This is a genomic window from Serratia sp. JSRIV004, assembly GCF_019968705.1.
Taxonomy (GTDB): domain Bacteria; phylum Pseudomonadota; class Gammaproteobacteria; order Enterobacterales; family Enterobacteriaceae; genus Chania; species Chania fonticola_B.
The window spans coordinates 3,776,931-3,795,782 of the sequence record NZ_CP074140.1 but is presented as its reverse complement, the minus strand read 5'-3'; the positions used below and the strand labels follow the sequence as shown (position 1 = coordinate 3,795,782).

Below are 18,852 nucleotides of genomic sequence, written 5' to 3'. Positions count from 1 at the left end.
TTCTCTTTATAGGTATCGATCTAGCAGTACTGCACTGACAAGTTAAAGTCTAGCCGATGGCTGGCGCTTTTCTGGTAATCGCGAAAATTCATTGGCTGGTTTGTGGAGGGGATGAAGAGAAGGGAGGCGATGAGGGGCGCTGCACAGAGCGCCCGCTTAGCGAAATTACAAACCGCGTTGGTCCATCAAAACAGCCAGATCAACCAGACGATGAGAGAAAGCCCATTCGTTGTCGTACCATGCGAGGATCTTCACCAGATTGCCGCCGATGACCAGCGTAGACAGTCCGTCGATAATTGATGAACGTGGGTCACCCTGATAATCGCTCGATACCAAAGGCTCATCGCTGTAGCCCAAGATATCTTGCAACGGACCTGAGGTTGCCGCTTTGCGAAATGCCGCGTTCACTTCTTCTACCGTCACATCACGTTTGAGCGTGACGGTCAGATCAACAATAGACACCACGGGCACAGGTACGCGCAGTGAATAGCCGGTCAGGCGTCCGTCCAATTCCGGGATCACTTTACCGAGCGCTTTAGCCGCACCGCTAGAATAAGGCACGATAGAAAGCGCAGCGGCACGGGCTCCGCGCAGATCTTTTTCCGGTTGATCGTGCAGGGCCTGGCTGTTGGTATAGGCATGGGTGGTGTTCATCAAACCATGTTCAATACCGAAGCTTTGGTGCAGAACCAGCGCTGCTGGTGCTAAACCGTTAGTTGTACAACTGCCGTTGCTGACCACTTTATGCAAGGCGGGATCGTATTTCTCATGATTGACGCCCATCACGACCGTGATGTCATCGTCTTTACCGGGCGCAGATAAAATCACCCGCTTTGCGCCGCCCTTGGTGATATGTACTTCGGCTTTGGCTTTGTCGGTGAAGAATCCGGTGGCTTCGATAACTAAATCAACCCCCACGCTGCTCCACGCAATTGCGCCCGGATCGCGTTGGGAGAAGACGTGAATGGTTTTACCATCCACCAATAACTGCCCTTCAGAGGCTTCAACACTGGCGGCCAAGGTGCCCTGCAGCGAGTCGTATTTCAGAAGATGAGCCAGGGTTTTGCTGTCGGTCAGGTCATTGATTGCCACCACCTGAAAGTCATTGCGACCCAGCGCGGCGCGCAGTACGTTTCTGCCAATGCGACCAAACCCATTAATGCCTACTTTGACCATGATGTGCTCCTCGGTGAGTTATCTGGTTCCAAAATAGTGCGTGGATCATTTGGCGTAAATGACAAATAACAATCAATTTAGGACATAGTGCGAGCGTGAAAACGCTCTCGATAATCTGAGGGTGTGAGTTGTAAATTTCTTTCAAACACGCGACGCAGGTTGAGGCTGTTGCCAAAACCCGTGGCGGTAGCGATTTGTTCAAGCTTATCCGAGCTTTGTTCCAGGTGTTGCCGTGCTACGTCGAGGCGGACTTCTTCCACATACTTGGCGGGGCTGATCCCGGTTTCACGGGTGAAAACGCGGGTAAAATTCCTTGGGCTCATGGCCACGTGCTCCGCCAACCTTTCAACAGATAAATCGCCGGACAGATTTTGCAGTATCCACGTTTGCAGGTCACGAATTGGGCCAGGCGAGCTGGCTTGGCTGAGCAGAAAACGGCTGAACTGAGACTGTCCTCCGGGGCGGCGCAGGAACATCACCAAGTCTTGGGCGACATCGCGCGCTAACGTGAAGCTGTGATCGTCTTCCACTAAAGCCAGCGTGAGGTCGAAGCCCGAACTGACGCCAGCGGAGGTCCAGATGTTGCCGTCCTGAAGATAAATCGGGCCTTTCTCAACGTGGACACTGGGGAATTGAGCTTGCATCGCTTCCAGGAGCCGCCAGTGCGTGGTGGCACGGCGGCCATCAAGCAGATCGGCCTGAGCCAATAGCCACGCACCGCCGCAAATCGATACGATCCGCCGCGCATACGGCGCAGCCTGACGCAGCCAATTGACGACGATATCGCTTTCCTCAACGCTCATACCTTTGCCGGTGATCATAATGGTGTCACGCTGCAGGGTGGGATCAAGGTCAGTCAGACGGTGATCGGCCAGCAGATTTAGCCCCGACCCCCCATGGATCACGCGGTGCGCCTGGGTCGTGGCAATCGACACCTGATAAGGTGGATGCGCGGCATCCGTCGGCCTCAAGCGGTTGGCTTGCATCAGGATATCGGCAATGCCCGTAGGCTCGAATAACATGCCCCCTTCGGGGACGATAATCAAAAAGGTGTGCATGTCCTTAAAATACAAATTAGACAAAATAAGTCAAGTGAGGGGGCTGACTAGATTGATCGGTAGCGGGGGCTCTGGGGGCCAATGAAAAAGCAAAAAGCCCGCTTAGGCAACTAAGCGGGCTTTTCTAAATATGGCTCCTCTGACTGGACTCGAACCAGTGACATACGGATTAACAGTCCGCCGTTCTACCGACTGAACTACAGAGGAATTGTGTGAACGGGGCGCATCATATCCAGCCGTGCAGATCGTGTCAACGCAAAATTGATTCTGGGGGTGCGACAGCTCATCATCTGAGCAAACTCAGTCCCGTTGTGGCTCGCTGTCTGCATACCAACGCTGCAAACGTGCCAGAGGGTTTTGTTTGTAGAAGCGGCAGAAATGCTCGTACAACTCAGGAAAGCGGTTGGCCAGCAGTTCAGGGGCACTGAAGAAGTACTCGGACAGCACGGCAAAGCACTCTGCCGGATCGCTGGCGGCGTAGGCATCCATGCTGGCTGCTTCTTCACCCACCATATCGATTTCATCCTGCAGGTTTTCCATCGCGGCGTGTAAATCGTATTCCCAGGCGGCGATATCGCGCAGCGGGATTGGGGGTACGCCGGTAGCGGTGCCGCCATTACGCATATCCAGTTTGTGCACCGCTTCATGGATCACCAGGTTGAAGCCGGAAAGGTCGAAGGAGTCTTGCACGTCTAGCCAGTTGAGTACGATAGGCCCCTGTTCCCAGCTTTGGCCCGCTTGTACCACCGGCCCGGAATGCACCAGACCAATATCATCCTGCCATTCATCTTCCACCACGAACGGGGTTGGGTAGAGCAGGACTTCGTTAAAACCGTCCAGGCATTCTGCCCCCAGTTCCATCACCGGCAACGCAAACAGCAGGGCAATACGCGCCTGCATCAGGGATGTCACTTCCAACCCTTGTAAAGGCACGATGCGTTTATTTTGCAAAATCTGGCTGGCAACCGCCACCAAACGCCGCTGCTCTTGCTCATCCAAAGGTGAGAGCAGGGGAATGGACAGGGCTTCCTGCCAGTCGGCAAACGTTTCCGCCTGCGCTTGATTTGCTTTCCACGGCCATTTAATCATTGCGTTGCTCTAAGGGTCACTGGAACATTCGGCTGGGGCTGATAATGTCAACATGCCGCAAAAGGGGGCACTATAGCAAGCGTTTCACGCAGAGCTGCCGGAGTGGCTGAACGCGACGGCCTTGCAAACCGTCTCAAGGCTACCCGCTATGCGGATTAAAACCTTGCTCTGCGCTACTATTCAATCACTTACGCTTAACTTTGTCTGTGACCAACGTCCCGAAGAATGGAATGGAAACGATAAATAAGCAATTTTATACCAATGGGTTTAATGGCGCTCAAGCGGTGATCCCCGCAGTAGCGCGGGGATCGGCATGCGCTACTTGGCCGCGGCTTCCTCTGCCTTTAGTATTTTGTGTAACTCATCCTTGATATGTAGCTTCTCTTTTTTCAAGCGAACCACCTCGTCAGAGTAGCCGTTGCCTGCAGGCCCTTCTAACCTGGAGATTTGGTGGTCGAGTTGGTTGTGCTTATCAAACAATGACTGGAAGCGGGGGTGGCTTGATTTCAGGTGCGATATTAACTCACGGTATTCTGGAAACATACTCAAGCTCCTTTGAGTCAAACTGTACACTGGAGGGCTTCTCCACTTTCACTGTAACCCAGCGTGGATTTATTTAAAATGGCGCTAGCTAGCAAAAATAGATCCTGCAGTGCAGATTGATGACAGCGTGGCAATGTCGCTGAATGGGGATAGGGCGAGCATGCGCGACCGTTTAGCTTTCTGCGTGATTTTGCCAAATACCCGTGCGTAACGTTGCCGGAGAGAACTCAACGTTTCTGCCGCGCCAGCCCAGTGCCTGGCGAAAACGCCATGCACTGGTGATATCAAATCGCCAGTAGCGCTCGGCTCCTTCGACGGCTTCGTTTTCCGCCTGCCATAAGATCTGGGTTTCCCCTTGCAAATGTAGAATGTCCCCGCGTGCAAAATCGATAAACAACAGCGCCGCCCTCGGCTGTGCCAGCAGGTTTCCTAGCGTATTCATATAACGGTTACCGCGAAAGTCCGGTATCCACAGGGTTTCTCCAGCCAGATGGATGAACCCCGGTTTACCGCCGCGATGCGAGATATCTACGCCACCTTGCGCTGAATCACCGTGGGCATAGCTGGCCACAAAGCAGGTATCCGCCTGTTGGATCAACTGCCGGGCCTGATCGTCTAACGAACTCAACTGCTCAATGGGTGCGGCAACGCTCGGATCGGTGAACAGCTCTCGCCGTTGAATGTACTGTGGGCAGTTGCCAAAGCTTTGTTGCACCGTAATCTCCACGCGGTTTTTATCCGTGCGGCTAATGATGCCGTTAACCCGGTTGCGCCTGCGGTTACTGAAATCTAATCCTAATGCGCCGACGGGTTGGCCGGGATAGAGCGCTGCCTGAGCAGGATCGTCCGCCCGGCGTGGTGAAACGATCCGCAAATGTGCTTCATCTGGCGAGCGCAAAAAGCCGGCAGGCCCACTGAACACCGTAGCAACCGGCCACTGCCGCTCATCCAGTGTGGCAACAAACAGGTAGGGCAGGTGAGCGAAGAACTCGCGATGTTGATCGGGCATGGCGGTATAGATATTCCCGCTCACCGCATCAAAACCGGCCAGGTCCTGCGCCAACTGCTCATCGGGATGAAACATGGAGGGAGACATGTTATTGGCCTACAGCCTGGTCAGGCAGGGGTAACGCAGGCATGGGGAAGAACCCGGGTAGCGCGGCAATACGATCTAGCCAACGCTGGATTGCCGGGAAGGACTTGAGGGAAAGTCCACCTTCTGGGGCGGCCGCCACGTAGCTGTAACAGGCCAGATCGGCAATCGTTGGCAAAGACGTTGCCAAAAACTCGCGTTCTGCCAAATGTTGCTCTAACTGGGGTAGAAAGCGTGCGCCGATGGCTTGTGCAGACGGGTAGTTCTCTGGCGCAGAAAATTGCACCACCATCCGACAAGATGCGGGGCCATAGCGCACCTCTCCGGCCGCTTTGGAAAGCCAGGCTTGAACTTGGGCTGCTGCCAACGGATCTTCTGGCAACCAGTGGCTATCCGGCGCATAGCGTTTGACCAGGTACACCATGATGGCGTTGCTGTCGCTCAATACCTGCTCATCGGCCAGCAATACCGGGATTTGTCCAACGGGATTAAGCCTCAGGAACGCCTCGCTGCGGCGCACCGAGGCCGGGGCTTCGCAATACTCATAAGGCAGATCTAGCATCCGCAATAGCAACTCGACGCGGTGGCAATGGCCAGAGGCCGGAGTGCCGTATAGTTTCAACGTTTGCATGGTGAGTCTCCTTTATGGTCTTGCTGACCAGAATACTCTTGCGCCAGATGATGGGTATCCGGGAAGATGGCAATTGATAATTTCACTTGGCGGAATAATCTATGGATCGTTTGGACGAGTTGGCGATTTTTGTGGCGGTGATCCAGCAGGGGAGTTTGGCCGGTGCGGCCCGCAAGCTGCGCCGTTCCGCTCCGGCGGTAACCCGAGCTATCGCTGCTTTGGAGCAGCGGTTGGGGGCGCGGCTGGTGGAACGCACTACCCGGCGTCTGGCACCTACGGAGGCCGGTTTGCGTTTAGCCGAACGCGCGCGTGCTCTGTTGCATGACTATCAAGGTGCGGTAATGGATACCGCAGAGGCTCAACTGAGCGGACTGCTGCGTATTACTTCGCCGGTACAGTTTGGGCGCAAGCATGTGGCACCGATGGTGATGGCTTTTCTCGAACGTTACCCGCAAATCCACATCGACATGCAGTTAAATGACCGCAATCTGGAGCTGATCGATGAAGGGCTGGATGTGGCGGTGCGCATCGGGCATTTGCAGGATTCCTCCAAGGTGGCGCGTAAGCTTGGAGAGGTGACACGCATCACCGTGGCTAGCCCAGCCTATCTGGCGCAACGAGGGGAGCCGCTGGAACCGGCGCAGTTGAGCGATCATGACACTATTGTCGGCACTTTACGTCCGACGTCAGGTGAATGGCGCTTTGGGCCTGACGAAAACGGTGAGCGAGTACGTTTGACGCCGCGCTTGTTGTTGAACGAGGTGGAAACTCAACTGTTGGCGGTGCGGGCAGGCAAGGGGATCGCAAGGCTACTGTCTTATCAGGTGGCGGACGATCTGGCCAATGGTACGCTGGTGCGGCTGCTGGCCGCCTACGAGCCCATGCCAGTGCCGGTGCAACTGGTGGCGAATAATGTGCAATACATGCCGCTGAAGGTGCGTACCTTTTGGGATTACGCTTATCAGCACCTCAGCCAAATTGCGCAAATACAACCGGCTCGCCCGTAGGGGCGAGGCATGCTGCGCCCACTTATCCTTTATCCTCAATTTATTTTCGAGTTTCATGGATGAAACTTTAAAATAACCTCTAAATGTTTAACCAGTGAAACTTATTGCCGGAAAAAATAAATTTATCTCGCCGAACACGCATTGCCGCATGCGCTGTCTTGACAATATTTTAACATGTTGCTAATAGTTAACTCACATCTTAAATAATAAACAAAGTTTAATATATGAAACTTTTAGCGGGCAGTTACGATAACGCAACGACGGTGGCTGATGAAAACGAGATCCTGCTCTCATTTCAATCACGCAGTCAGCGAGTTTACCAACAGCAACGCCATGAGTTGAATATGGCTTATGGGGATGCGCCGCGTGAAGTTTTTGACTGGTTTTATTCAACTGAAGAATATAAAGGCACGATAATATTTATTCACGGCGGCTATTGGCAGTTTTGTGATAAGCAGGATTTTGCTTTTATTGCCAGCACGCCATTGTCATTAGGTTTTGATGTGGTACTGGTGGAATATACCCTGGCGCCAGCGGCTAACTTGGCCGATATTTGTCAGCAAATTGGGGGCGCGCTGGATGCCATCGAGCGGCGGCTGAAGCCGCGTGGCGATAAACCGGTTTATCTCACGGGTCATTCTGCCGGTGGACATTTGGCAGCGTATTGGCAACACCATCCGCGGGTGCAGGCGGTGTTTCCCATCAGCGGCATTTTTGAGTTACAGCCGCTGCTGGCGAGCTACGTAAACCAACAGCTAAAGCTGACCACCCAGCAGATAGAGGCCTTAAGCCCGGCGCGTAATATACCGCTATCTTTGAAGCCCATGGTGCTGTTTTACGGCGCGGCGGAACTGCCGGAGCTGATTGGGCAATCGCTTTATTATTATTCCGCATTGCGGGCGCAGGGGCTGCCGGTTAGCCGTTATGCGCTCCCCGGTGCTAATCATTACAGCGTGCTGGATGCGGTCTTTGCCGCCGATGGCGCTCTGCACCGTTTCCTGCTTACCGATGGAGAGTATCTTGATGCGCACAGTCATTGAAACCGGCCTGCCGGAGATCGGGCAACCTTTTTCCTGGGCGACCAAAGGCGGCGGGATGTTATTCACCGCCCATGGCCCGGTCCGCCAGGATGGCACTATTGAAACCGGCGATCCGGAAAAACAAATTACGCTGACGTTTGATAATTTAGCCACCACGCTGAAGGCCGCCAATAGCCATAGCGATAATGTATTACAGGTTATTGTTTATCTTACCGATGTTAATGACGTTAAACTGCTCGATAAAATCTATCAACAGTATTTTAATTATCCGTATCCCAACCGCTCAACGGTGATTGTTGATAAATTGGTGGTGCCAGGAATGAAAATAGAAATCACCGTTAGCGCCACAGCGTAATTAAATCTTCATAAAATAATATTCACCTGCTGATTCATTACATAATGAGTTAAGGATAATCTATGTTCGCACATATTACCCCGTCAACGCCCGATCCTATTATGTCACTGATGGAAGCCTATATGCAGGATGCTAATCCGCAAAAGGTTAACTTGGGTATAGGCCTGTATTACGACCATCAGGGTAATATTCCCTTGATGCAGGCCGTACATATTGCCGAACAGCGTTTACTGGAACAACAGCGGCCACATACTTACCCGCCAATCGAAGGTTCTGCACTGTTTGCCCGCCAGATCCAGACGCTGCTGTTTGGTGAACCGGCGGACCGTATTGCTACGGTACAAAGTGTGGGTGGCTCTGGCGCACTGAAACTGGGTGCCGATTTTATTTATCACTATCTGGCGCGCCGCGAAATCTGGGTTTCCGATCCTACCTGGGCCAACCACTGGGCGATATTTGAAGGGGCAGGGCTGAAGGTGAATACCTACCCGTATTTTGACGATGCGTCTGGCCAACTGCGTTTGGAAGCCATGCTCGACATGCTCTCCACTTTGCCGGAGGGGGCAGTGGTATTGCTGCATCCGTGCTGCCATAACCCCACCGGCACCGATCTCAGCCCGGCGCAATGGCAAAGGGTGATCGATGTGGTGCAACAGCGTCGGCTACTGCCTTTCTTTGACATCGCGTATCAAGGTTTTGGCGATGGGCTGGACGAAGACTGCTTCGCGCTGCGGGCGATGTTGAAAACCGACGTGGATTTTCTGGTCAGCAACTCCTTTTCCAAGAACGTGGCGCTGTATGGCCAGCGTTTAGGGGGGCTATCGGTGCGCTGCGCTACGGCCGAGGCTACGGCGAACGTAAAAGGTGCATTGAAGACGCTGATCCGCCGCAGTTATTCCTGCCCACCGACTCACGGTAGCCAGATTGTGGAAACCCTGCTGGCAGACCCGCAGCTATACCAACAGTGGGCCAGTGAGTTGACCACCATGCGCCAACGCATCAAACAGATGCGCGTTGGCCTGGCTGCTGGCCTGGAGCAGGGCGGTACCACGCTGGACTACACCCGCATTCGCGATCAAAAGGGCATGTTCAGCTACACCGGGTTGAATGAACGCCAGCTCGGTCAACTGCGGCAGCAATATTCCATTTATCTGGTGGCGCCCGGCAGGATGTGTCTGCCTGGCCTGAACCAGCAAAACCTGGACTATGTGACCGCCGCCATCCTTGACGTTACCCGTACCGCATAGAAAAGGTGAGCAACCATGAAAGATGCGAAACGTTTTGACGCTATCGCCCAGCGGCAGGATGGGCTGAAAAAGCACCTGACCGCCGGGCAGATGTCGATGCTGGCGATCGGTGGGGCCATTGGTACCGGCCTGTTTCTGGGGAGTGCTTACGCGATCCAGATGGCTGGGCCAAGCGTATTGCTGAGCTATTTCATCGGCGGGGTGATTGCGCTGCTGCTGATGGGATGCCTGGCGGAAATGACCTCCGAGCACCCAACCCCAGGATCGTTCGGCGATTATGCAGAGTTCTATCTCAGCCCGCTGTTTGGCTTTCTGGTGCGCTATTCCTATTGGTCTTGCGTGGTGTTGGCGGTGGGCACCGAGGTGACCGCCATCGGCATGTATATGCAGTTCTGGTTCCCAGGTACGCCGATCTGGCCGTGGGTGCTGTTGTTCTCGGCGGCGGTGATCGTCGTCAACGTGGTTGGGGTCAAGTCTTTTGGCCAGGTGGAGTACGCCCTCTCTACCGTCAAGGTGGTGGCCATTTCAGCGTTTATCATGATTGGCATCGGCATCCTGGCGTTTTCCGCCAACCCGACCTTCGGCATCCGTAACTTCACCGACAACGGTGGCTTCTTCCCGTTCGGGGTGAAAGGCATGTGGTTTGCGGTGATCGTATCGATATTCAGCTATCTGAGTATTGAGATGATCGCGGTTGCCGCAGGGGAAGCGAAAAACCCGGTGGTTGCCGTGAAAAGCGCGTTTAAAGGCACCATTCTGCGGCTGTTTATCTTCTATATGATGTCGATAGCGCTGATGCTGGCCATCGTACCGTGGCGGCAGTCTGGCACTGGTGAAAGCCCGTTCCTGGTGGCGATGAACGTGATCCATCTGCCTGCCGCCGCCGGGATCTTTAACTTTGTGGTACTGATTGCTGCACTGTCTGCCATGAACAGCCAGCTGTATATCACCACCCGCATGATGTTTTCACTGTCCCGTGCCGGGCAGGCTCCGGCGGCGCTGGGGCGGCTTAGCAAACGGGGGATTCCGGTCAATGCGTTGGCGCTCTCCTGCGTGGGGATTATTGTCTCTATCGTGCTGAGTATTGCCGCCCCAGAGCAATCGTTCGCGGTGATGATGTCGATCTCGGTGTACGGTGCCTGTTTCACCTGGCTGATGATCTTTGTTACCCACCTGTTCTTCCGCCGCCAGCATACGCAGACGCACCTCAAGTTCCGCATGTGGGGTTATCCTTACTTTACCTTGGCGGGGGCGCTCCTGATGGCTGGCTTGATGATAACCACGTTGTTCACGGACTTCTTTAGAATGACGCTGTGGTTTGGCATTCCCTTCACCGCGCTGCTAGTCGCCATCTATTTTTACAGTCGACGAGGGCAGGCATCGGTTGCAGCTGAAGCACCGGTACAGAGTTTGGAGTAATGTTGACCGGGCTGCGGCCCGGCCAAGCACTAAAGCTGGCTTTTGGGGATGATGTGGTCGCCGAAGTTCAGACGTTGGCGGCCTGGCTCTGGTTCAGAGAGAGGGGCCACTTCTTTCAGGCTGTTTTTGCAGCGTAAGACTAACTCCTGATACTGGAGTGTGCCAGTGCGTTTCCAGGCTAATTCCTGTTCGGTCAGTTCGCGGATCACCCTTGCCGGGCTGCCAATCACCAGTTGGTTGGCGCCAATCTCCGCGGCGGCCTTGACGAAGGAACCCGCGCCGACGATGGAGTTCTCACCAATGACCGCACCGTCCATGATGACGGCATTCATGCCAATCATCGCGTTACGGCGCACGCGGCAGCCGTGCAATATGGCGCTGTGGCCGATATGCCCATCTTGTTCCACTACCGTGTCCTGCAGCGGGAAGCCGTGCATCACGCAGTTATCCTGCACGTTGGCACCGTCTTCGACCACAATGCGCCCAAAGTCGCCGCGCAGGCTGGCATTGGGGCCGATGTAGACGCCTTTGCCGATAATCACGTCGCCAATCAGGACCGCAGTGGGGTGAACATAGCTGCTGGGATCGACCACCGGCGTCAAGCCGTCAATCTGATACACGGGCATAGCGCAAACTCCTCAAAATGTAGTGGGATCGCGCGGCAGTCCGCCAAAGCGGCGATAGTAACCGGCACTGGGTGCAGGTAAGGTGCCGATGGAGGTTTCTGCCAAAGCGCTGACATATTCCGTCGCGGCGCGATCCACTCGCTGATAGATATTGATGCACAGGTTGCGGGCGATTTGGCCCTCCCATTGAGCGGGTAACAGGGCATCTGGCAGCAGAGGATCTTTCAACACCACGCGGCGGAAAAAGTGGATTAATAATAGCTTAATCTGAAAGCATCGCAGGGGCGTCAGTACCTGCTCATCGGCTTCGCGCAGCAGGGCCATCAACGGGCGGAAGGAGACGATAAACTCATGGTAGTAACCGGCTACCTCGCTCAACGACCAGCAGTTGGCGACCATTTGGCGCAGCGTCTGTTCGGAACGGTTATAGGGATAGTCGGCACGGAAGTAGATCACCTGTTCACTGGCGTTGAGCTCGCCGAGCAGGGCGGCGACGTCGGTTTGCGCATGAGTGGGGGCGGCCATCAGGTTATTGGCGATCTGGCCAAAGCCCAGCCAGCCCAGCTCTTTTTTCAGCCGTGCACGCTCGGTTTTTCCCGCACTTTCCAACAGCAGTAGCTCCCACTTGCCGTCCCACTGTGGCTGTTCGCTGAGGTAGATTTTGGATTCGGCATGGCGAAACTGGCGCATACCCTGTTCGGTAACGCGGTAATAGCTGCGCCGCCCGATCTTCTCTACGTCCAGCCAACCCTCTTTTTGCAAACGAAATACCGAGGTACGCACGAAACGATCGCCGAAGCCCAGGGCTTCCAGCAGTGCGCTCAAGCTGCCCAGCCACACCTCACCACCGCGATGGCTCAGCGCATCACCGTAGAGTGAGATGATCAGCGAGGTGCCGCTGATCGGTTGGGCACTTAACGCATGGCGGATAAAGTCGTCCAGTTTATGTTCCATATTTTTCCCTGGGTAAGCCTTTGCTGAGACACGACATTAGCATAAACGACAAAGGCTTGCCCCTCACCCCAACCCTCTCCCACAGGGAGAGGGAGCTGATAGCCCCTGCTCGTTTGGAAGTAAAGTGATAATCTCAGCAAACTCGTTCGGTCCCTCCCACACAGGGAGAGGGAGCTGATAGCCCCTGCTCGTTTGGAAGTAAAGTGATAATCTCAGCAAACTCGTTCGGTCCCTCCCACACAGGGAGAGGGAGCTGATAGCCCCTGCTCGTTTGGAAGTAAAGTGATAATCTCAGCAAACTCGTTCGGTCCCTCCCACACAGGGAGAGGGAGCTGATAGCTCCTGCTCGTTTGGAAGTAAAACGATAATCTCAGCAAACTAGGGCTTCTCTTCATCTCATCCAAGGTGAATCACTCTAATTTCAAACACACTCGATCGGTCCCCTATCTAAGGTGAGTCACTCTAATTTCAAGCGCACTCGATCGGTCCCCTCTCCTTTGGGAGAGGGTTAGGGTGAGGGGAAAAATCACCTTGGTCGCAGATCGATCACCCGCTGGGCCTTGCCTTCCGAGCGAGGAATATCGCCACAGTTGGCAATGCTGACGTCGGTGCTGACCCCGACTATCGATTTGATATGGTGACGCAGTTGGTGGCAGATATCGCAACGCTGCTGGTGGCTGAGCGTAAGCGCCGACTCTTTCAGTTCCACCCGTACCGCCAAGGTATCCAGATGCCCGGCACGGCTCACCTGCAGTTGATAATGCGGCGACAGATGCTCGAACTGCATAATCTGTTCTTCGACCTGTGAAGGGAACACGTTCACGCCGCGAATGATCAGCATATCGTCGGAACGGCCGGTGATTTTGCCCATCCGGCGCATGTTGCGGGCATCCCCTGGCATTAGGTGGGTGAGGTCGCGCGTACGATAGCGGATCACCGGTAGCGCCTCTTTGGTCAGCGTGGTGAAAACCAGTTCGCCATGCTCGCCGTCAGTCTGTATCGCACCCGTCTCCGGGTTGATGATCTCTGGCAGGAAGTGGTCTTCCCAGATGGTCGGGCCGCCGCCGCTTTCGGCACACTCCATCGCCACGCCTGGCCCCATCACTTCGGAAAGGCCGTAGATATCCAGCGCCTTGATCCCCATGCGTGACTCGATCTCATGGCGTAGAGATTCTGTCCAGGGTTCTGCACCAAACACGCCCAAACGCAGGGAGCAGTTGCGTGCATCGCCGCCCATTTTGCGTTCCAACTCGTCGATCAGCGTCAGGCAGTAGGACGGAGTCACCATGATCACGTCGGGTTTGAAATCCAGGATCAGCTGCACCTGCTTCTCCGTCTGGCCGCCGGACATCGGGATCACCGTCGCACCCAGGCGTTCTGCGCCATAGTGCGCACCCAGCCCGCCGGTAAACAGGCCGTAACCGTAGGCAACGTGGATTTTGTCTTTGGCCGTGGCTCCGGCAGAGCGCAGGCAGCGGGCGACAATATCGGCCCAGTTATCGATATCCCGCTGGGTATAACCGACTACCGTCGGGCGGCCTGTGGTACCAGATGAAGCATGAATGCGTACCACCTGTTCCATCGGCACGGCAAAGGTGTCGAAAGGATAGTTGTCACGCAGATCCTGCTTGGTGGTGTAGGGGAACAACGCCAGATCGCTCAGTTGCTTCAGATCGCTCGGGTGAACGCCGGCCTGATTGAACTTGCGCTGATACATAGGTACGTTGTTGTAGGCATGGTGCAGGGTCCATTGCAGGCGTTCCAGTTGTAATGCTTCGATTTCGTCGCGTGAAGCAAATTCAATCGCGTCGATGGGCCGTGGATTTGTAGTCATCTTTTTAGCCTCGCAGGTGTTAGACACGCTCAATAATCATGGCAATGCCCTGACCGACGCCAATGCACATGGTGCACAGTGCGTAGCGGCCAGCGCGACGTTCCAGCTCAAACAGGGCGGCCAGCGCCAGGCGAGCACCGCTCATGCCCAATGGATGGCCAAGCGCGATGGCCCCCCCGTTGGGATTGACCCGTTCGGCATCATCCGGCAGACCAAGCTGGCGCAATACCGCCAACGCCTGTGCGGCGAATGCTTCGTTAAGTTCAATGACGTCCATCTGAGCCAGGCTTAATCCGGCAATTTCCAGGACTTTGCGGGTCGCGGGCAGCGGGCCGATCCCCATCAATCGTGGCTCCACGCCGCAGGTGGCGGTGGCGACAATGCGTGCCCGTGGCGTCAGACCTTGCTGCAAGGCCATGGCTTCGGAAGCGACAATCAGCGCCGCCGCACCGTCGTTGACGCCAGAGGCATTGCCAGCCGTGATACAGCCCGGCTGACGGAACGGCGTTTTCAGTTTCTGTAACTGCTCCAACGTGGTTTCTGCACGCGGATGTTCGTCTTCGCTGAACTGAGTAATGGCCCCTTTTTTGCCGCTGAGGCTCATCGGGATAATTTCCTGTGCCAGGATCCCCCGCTGTTGTGCCAGAGCGGTGCGCTGCTGGCTGCGCAGGGCAAAGGCATCCTGATCGGCACGGCTGATGCCAAACTGTGCCGCGACGTTTTCGGCGGTTTCCGGCATGGAGTCGGTACCGAAAGCTTCATGCATCAGTGGGTTAACAAACCGCCAGCCGATAGTGGTGTCAAACAGCTGTGCCTGGCGGCTGAACGCGCTGTCTGCCTTACCCATTACCAGCGGGGCACGGGTCATGGATTCGGCTCCTCCGGCCAGGACCAGGTTGGCCTCTCCGGCCTTGATGCTGCGGGCCGCCATTGCCAACGCATCCAACCCTGAGCCGCATAGCCGGTTGATGGTGGTACCGGAAACGTTTTGCGGCAGCCCGGCCAGCAGCGCCGCCATACGGGCCAGATTGCGGTTGTCTTCCCCGGCCTGATTGGCGCAGCCGAGGATCACGTCATCCACCCGCGACCAATCCACATTAGGGTGGCGCTCTAGCAGAGCACGCAGCGGTAGGGCAGCTAAATCGTCAGCCCGCACGTTTGCCAGTGCGCCGCCGTAACGGCCAATCGGCGTGCGGACGCCGTCGCAAATAAAGGCCTGGTTCATGGCTGCTCTCCCAAAATGCTGTGGCCCAACCGATGGGCACGGCCACGGAACCAGGCGACGGTTTTCCCCAGTTGGTTAACGATCTCAACGTCGTATAATCCGGTGGTTTTACCCTGATGACGCACTTCCGCGCATGCGGTTAGGCGGTCGCCTGCCAGTGCAGGGCGGATAAAATCGATGGTGCAGCCAGAAGCGACCGCCGCCAGCCCCTGACTGTTGCAGGCATAAGCAAAGGCGGTATCTGCCAGGCTGAACAGTTGGCCACCGTGACAGGTCTGGTGGCCATTGAGCATCTGTGGGCCGACGGTCATGCTGACTTTGGCCATGCCGGCATCCACGGCATCGATGCGCATATCCATTGCCTGTGCGCAGGTATCTTGGCTAAACATCTGTTCGGCGCAACGCTGGGCCAGCGCGCGGGGAGTGTTGGCATTCATCAGCATTTGGCTCCTGAATAATGGGAGGCATAACGGCGCAGCAGCGGCATTGGGCGATAGCGGGGTTCCGCGTAATAACGTTGCAGGTTTTCCAGCGTGGTGAGAATTTGTTGCCAACCGAGCTTGCTGCCCCAAGCCAACGGACCTTGCGGGTAGTTGACGCCAAACCGCATGGCATCGTCGGTATCGGCGGCATTGGCCACGCCTTTATTCACCACGTCCAGGGCTTCATTAGCCAGCATGGCGACGGTGCGCATCACCAGCAGGCCCGGATAATCAGGCAGGTGGATCACCTGTTTACCCAGCGATTGCAGCAGGCGGATGACCTTGGCCGTGTGCGGCACCGCGTTCTGCTCGGCGCTGCTGATGGCGATAACGGGGGCGTGCTGATAGTTGACGGACAGGTCGAACAGAACCACGGGCGATCCGATTTCTTCGGCGACTTGGCTTGCCGTTTTACCATTTGTTAACATAAATGTAACTTCATCGACCCGGGCAAACGGACTGGTCTGGCCAGAATGTTTGATCGCCGCCGCATTTCCCGTCAGCAACTGTGCAAACTCACCGATGGCCGACCAGTCGCCGTGCAACGTGACGGAATGAGGCAAGTCAGCCGTTACCGCCGAAGCAAAAGTTGCTGACGGTACGGCCTGCTCACTGCCATAGCGGTAGAAACCCCGGCCAATCTTGCGGCCCAAATGCCCGGCAGCCACCAGTTCCTGTTGCACCAGCGAAGGAGTAAAACGGCTGTCCTGATAGAAAGCGTGATAGACCGACTCGGTGACGGCATAGTTGACGTCTTGACCGATCAGGTCGGTTAGTTGCAATGGTCCCATGGCGAAACCACCGGCATCACGCAGTACGGCGTCAAGGGTGGCCGGATCGGCAATCTGTTCTTCCAGCGCGCGCAGGGTTTCGCCGTAGAAAGGTCGGGCTACGCGGTTGACGATAAAGCCTGGCGTAGAACGGCACACGACGCTGTGCTTACCCCAATGCTGAGCCAAGACTTGCAGGCAGCTCAGCGTTTCCGGGCTGGTTTCCAGCCCTCCGACGATCTCCACCAGTTTCATTAGCGGAGCCGGGTTGAAGAAGTGCAGGCCCGCCATGCGCTGCGGGTGCTGAAGCGCGCTAGCGATGGCGGTAATAGAGAGTGAAGAGGTATTGCTGGCAAACAGCGTATTGGTGGAGCATATCGCCTCCAGATCGCGAAAAAGGCTCTGTTTGATCGCCAGCTTTTCCGCCACCGCTTCGATCACCAGGCTGCAGTCGGCCAGATCGCTCAACGAGCCAGTCAACTGAATATGTCCCAGCAGGGTTGCGGTGCTGTGGGCATCGGCTTTACCTGCCTCGACCCGTTTGCGTAGGCGTTGCTCGAGCTGTTCCAGCGCGCGGGAGGCGGCGGGCAGGGCGATATCGAACAGCTTGACCTGATGCCCTGCCGCAGCGGCTACCTGGGCAATCCCGATCCCCATGGTTCCAGCACCAATCACGGCCACCGTTGCGGAGGTGGCTAGGGTATTTATCGCCATTTTCTCTCTCATGGCTATTTCCCGCTGAAGTTCGGTGAACGTTTGGCGAAGAAGGCGCTGACGCCTTCGCGATAGTCTTCACTACGGCCACCCAGGCGCTGTAAATCGCGCTCTAAATCGAGCTGCTGGTCGAGCGTATTGCTGGCCGAGCTGTACATGGCTTTTTTAATCAGCCCCAGGCCGTAGGTAGGTTGGGTAGCAAGCTGTTTGGCCATGCTCTGGGTGTGGTCGGCCAGCTCGGCGGCAGCCACGACCTGCCAGATCATTCCCCACTCCAGCGCCTGCTGAGCGCTGATTTTGTCCCCCAGCAGCGCCATACCCATGGCTCGCGCATGCCCGGCCAGGCGGGGTAGATACCAACTGCCGCCGGAGTCTGGCACCAGGCCCAGTTTGCAGAAGGATTGGATGAAGCTGGCGTTGTCGGCGGCCACCACGATGTCGCAGGCCATTGCCAGCGCGGCACCCGCTCCGGCAGCAACGCCGTTAACCGCGCAGACGATCGGCTTGGGTAGCGCGCTCAGGCGGCGGATCAGCGGGTTGTAAAAACGTTCTACGGACAGCCCAAGATCCGGAGGAGCCTGATCCACACTGACGTTACGATCGTTCAGATCCTGCCCGGCGCAGAAGCCACGCCCGGCACCGGTGATCAGCACGCAACGCACGCTGTCATCGCGTTCGGCTACGGTCAGCGCCTCGCTGAGCTGGTGGTGCATTTCATCGTTAAAGCTGTTGAGCCGGTCGGGGCGGTTCAGGGTAATGGTCAACACCCCGGCTTCGATGTGGCTAAGAATGAATGCGTTTTCCATAAATCAGCGCCCTTGATAGTTCGGTGTACGTTTTTCGAAGAAGGCGGCAATGCCTTCCCGGCGATCTTCGGTGGCGGCCAGGGTGACAAACTGCTGGCGTTCCATCTGCAAGCCTTGGCTGAGGCCAGTTTCCTGCGCCTGTTTTAGCGCCTGTTTGGCCGCGCGCAGCGCCAGCGGCGCCTGTTGGCTGATGCGTTGGGCCAGTTGTTGAGTACGCTCCAGCGTTAATGCGTCGACGCAAACCTCGCTCACCAGCCCGGCTTGCAGTGCGCAGCGGGCGTCTATGGCTTCACCGGTCAGCACCATTTGATAGGCGCGGGACTTGCCCACGCTGCGGATCAGGCGTTGAGTACCACCGGCTCCGGGTATCAGGCCTAAAGTGATTTCCGGCAGGCCGAAGCGAGCGCTTTCGCCGCAAATCGTAATGTCGCAGGACAGAGCCAGCTCACAGCCAGCACCGAGCGCGTAACCGTTGACCGCCGCCAGCAAGGGTTTGCTGAACTGGGCCAAGCGCTGCCATAGCAAAGGGCGGTGATCGAGCTGGGTGGCGGCGACATCCTGTTGCTGCAATTCGCGCAGATCGGCACCGGCGGCGAAGAACCGGGCGGCACCGGCGATCACTACGGCACCGACGTCGGTATCGCTATCGGCCTGTTCCAGTTGATAAACCAACTGCTCCAGGCAGGCGGTGCTCAAGGCGTTGCGGGCATCGGGGCGGTGCAGCGTCAGTGTGACCACGCGTTGCTGCTGTTCGCGCAGGATCCAAGGGGTTTCCATCGTCGG

General features: G+C 56.3%; 19 protein-coding genes and 1 tRNA gene. 5 read left to right on the top strand and 15 right to left on the bottom strand.

What is annotated here, in order from left to right; genetic code table 11:
* Nucleotides 1-165: 165 nt before the first annotated feature.
* From gap to KGP21_RS18245, 7 genes are all read right to left on the bottom strand, one after another.
* On the bottom strand, nucleotides 166-1,176 hold the full coding sequence (gap, locus tag KGP21_RS18275; RefSeq protein WP_223535934.1) for a type I glyceraldehyde-3-phosphate dehydrogenase: 1,011 nt from the start codon (nucleotides 1,174-1,176) through the stop codon (nucleotides 166-168).
* A 77-nt stretch (nucleotides 1,177-1,253) separates the two neighbouring features.
* Complete coding sequence (locus tag KGP21_RS18270; protein WP_223535932.1) at nucleotides 1,254-2,234, bottom strand: GlxA family transcriptional regulator; 981 nt, start codon at nucleotides 2,232-2,234, stop codon at nucleotides 1,254-1,256.
* Between the two features lie 131 nt (nucleotides 2,235-2,365).
* Nucleotides 2,366-2,441, bottom strand: a tRNA-Asn gene (locus tag KGP21_RS18265).
* Nucleotides 2,442-2,534: 93 nt separating this feature from the next.
* Complete coding sequence (gene mtfA / locus KGP21_RS18260; RefSeq protein ID WP_021805763.1) at nucleotides 2,535-3,323, bottom strand: DgsA anti-repressor MtfA; 789 nt, start codon at nucleotides 3,321-3,323, stop codon at nucleotides 2,535-2,537.
* Nucleotides 3,324-3,641: 318 nt separating this feature from the next.
* Nucleotides 3,642-3,866, bottom strand: a complete 225-nt coding sequence (locus KGP21_RS18255; RefSeq protein ID WP_021180872.1) for a YdcH family protein — start codon at nucleotides 3,864-3,866, stop codon at nucleotides 3,642-3,644.
* 172 nt (nucleotides 3,867-4,038) lie between these two features.
* Entirely contained in the window at nucleotides 4,039-4,962 is a 924-nt protein-coding gene (locus tag KGP21_RS18250) for a pyridoxamine 5'-phosphate oxidase family protein (RefSeq protein ID WP_179249053.1), read from the bottom strand.
* A 1-nt stretch (nucleotide 4,963) separates the two neighbouring features.
* On the bottom strand, nucleotides 4,964-5,590 hold the full coding sequence (locus KGP21_RS18245) for a glutathione S-transferase family protein (protein ID WP_037375410.1): 627 nt from the start codon (nucleotides 5,588-5,590) through the stop codon (nucleotides 4,964-4,966).
* Between the two features lie 101 nt (nucleotides 5,591-5,691).
* Here KGP21_RS18245 and KGP21_RS18240 point away from each other — a divergent pair, with 101 nt between their 5' ends.
* From KGP21_RS18240 to KGP21_RS18220, 5 genes are all read left to right on the top strand, one after another.
* Complete coding sequence (locus KGP21_RS18240; protein ID WP_021805762.1) at nucleotides 5,692-6,597, top strand: LysR family transcriptional regulator; 906 nt, start codon at nucleotides 5,692-5,694, stop codon at nucleotides 6,595-6,597.
* 224 nt (nucleotides 6,598-6,821) lie between these two features.
* Nucleotides 6,822-7,637: an alpha/beta hydrolase gene (locus KGP21_RS18235; RefSeq protein WP_021805761.1), complete on the top strand. Its 816-nt coding sequence runs from the start codon at nucleotides 6,822-6,824 to the stop codon at nucleotides 7,635-7,637.
* On the top strand, nucleotides 7,621-7,992 hold the full coding sequence (locus KGP21_RS18230) for a RidA family protein (protein WP_021805760.1): 372 nt from the start codon (nucleotides 7,621-7,623) through the stop codon (nucleotides 7,990-7,992). Before KGP21_RS18235 ends, KGP21_RS18230 begins: the two co-directional genes overlap by 17 nt.
* 62 nt (nucleotides 7,993-8,054) lie before the next feature.
* A complete protein-coding gene (locus tag KGP21_RS18225; RefSeq protein WP_223535930.1) occupies nucleotides 8,055-9,239 on the top strand; it encodes an amino acid aminotransferase in 1,185 nt (394 codons plus the stop codon).
* A 15-nt stretch (nucleotides 9,240-9,254) separates the two neighbouring features.
* The gene (locus KGP21_RS18220) at nucleotides 9,255-10,658 is read left to right on the top strand and encodes an amino acid permease (RefSeq protein ID WP_021180879.1); all 1,404 of its coding nucleotides are present in this window, start codon (nucleotides 9,255-9,257) and stop codon (nucleotides 10,656-10,658) included.
* 29 nt (nucleotides 10,659-10,687) lie between these two features.
* Here the strand turns inward: KGP21_RS18220 and paaY are convergent, their stop codons facing one another.
* The 8 genes from paaY to paaF form a co-directional block, all read right to left on the bottom strand.
* Nucleotides 10,688-11,284 (bottom strand): phenylacetic acid degradation protein PaaY, encoded by a 597-nt coding sequence (gene paaY, locus KGP21_RS18215; RefSeq protein ID WP_021805758.1) that lies wholly within the window; start codon nucleotides 11,282-11,284, stop codon nucleotides 10,688-10,690.
* A gap of 12 nt (nucleotides 11,285-11,296) precedes the next feature.
* Entirely contained in the window at nucleotides 11,297-12,238 is a 942-nt protein-coding gene (gene paaX, locus KGP21_RS18210; protein WP_021805757.1) for a phenylacetic acid degradation operon negative regulatory protein PaaX, read from the bottom strand.
* Between the two features lie 526 nt (nucleotides 12,239-12,764).
* Complete coding sequence (gene paaK, locus KGP21_RS18205) at nucleotides 12,765-14,072, bottom strand: phenylacetate--CoA ligase PaaK (protein ID WP_021180882.1); 1,308 nt, start codon at nucleotides 14,070-14,072, stop codon at nucleotides 12,765-12,767.
* A 19-nt stretch (nucleotides 14,073-14,091) separates the two neighbouring features.
* Complete coding sequence (gene pcaF / locus KGP21_RS18200) at nucleotides 14,092-15,297, bottom strand: 3-oxoadipyl-CoA thiolase (RefSeq protein WP_223498005.1); 1,206 nt, start codon at nucleotides 15,295-15,297, stop codon at nucleotides 14,092-14,094.
* A complete protein-coding gene (gene paaI / locus KGP21_RS18195) occupies nucleotides 15,294-15,734 on the bottom strand; it encodes a hydroxyphenylacetyl-CoA thioesterase PaaI (RefSeq protein WP_024485592.1) in 441 nt (146 codons plus the stop codon). Before paaI ends, pcaF begins: the two co-directional genes overlap by 4 nt.
* Nucleotides 15,734-17,263, bottom strand: a complete 1,530-nt coding sequence (locus KGP21_RS18190; protein ID WP_223535929.1) for a 3-hydroxyacyl-CoA dehydrogenase — start codon at nucleotides 17,261-17,263, stop codon at nucleotides 15,734-15,736. The genes paaI and KGP21_RS18190 overlap by 1 nt, the downstream gene beginning before the upstream one ends.
* Nucleotides 17,264-17,277: 14 nt before the next feature.
* Nucleotides 17,278-18,069, bottom strand: a complete 792-nt coding sequence (gene paaG, locus KGP21_RS18185; RefSeq protein ID WP_021805752.1) for a 2-(1,2-epoxy-1,2-dihydrophenyl)acetyl-CoA isomerase PaaG — start codon at nucleotides 18,067-18,069, stop codon at nucleotides 17,278-17,280.
* Between the two features lie 3 nt (nucleotides 18,070-18,072).
* Nucleotides 18,073-18,846 carry a 2,3-dehydroadipyl-CoA hydratase PaaF gene (gene paaF / locus KGP21_RS18180; RefSeq protein ID WP_059201133.1) on the bottom strand — a complete coding sequence of 258 codons (774 nt, stop codon included), beginning with the start codon at nucleotides 18,844-18,846 and terminating at the stop codon, nucleotides 18,073-18,075.
* Between the last annotated feature and the right edge of the window lie 6 nt (nucleotides 18,847-18,852).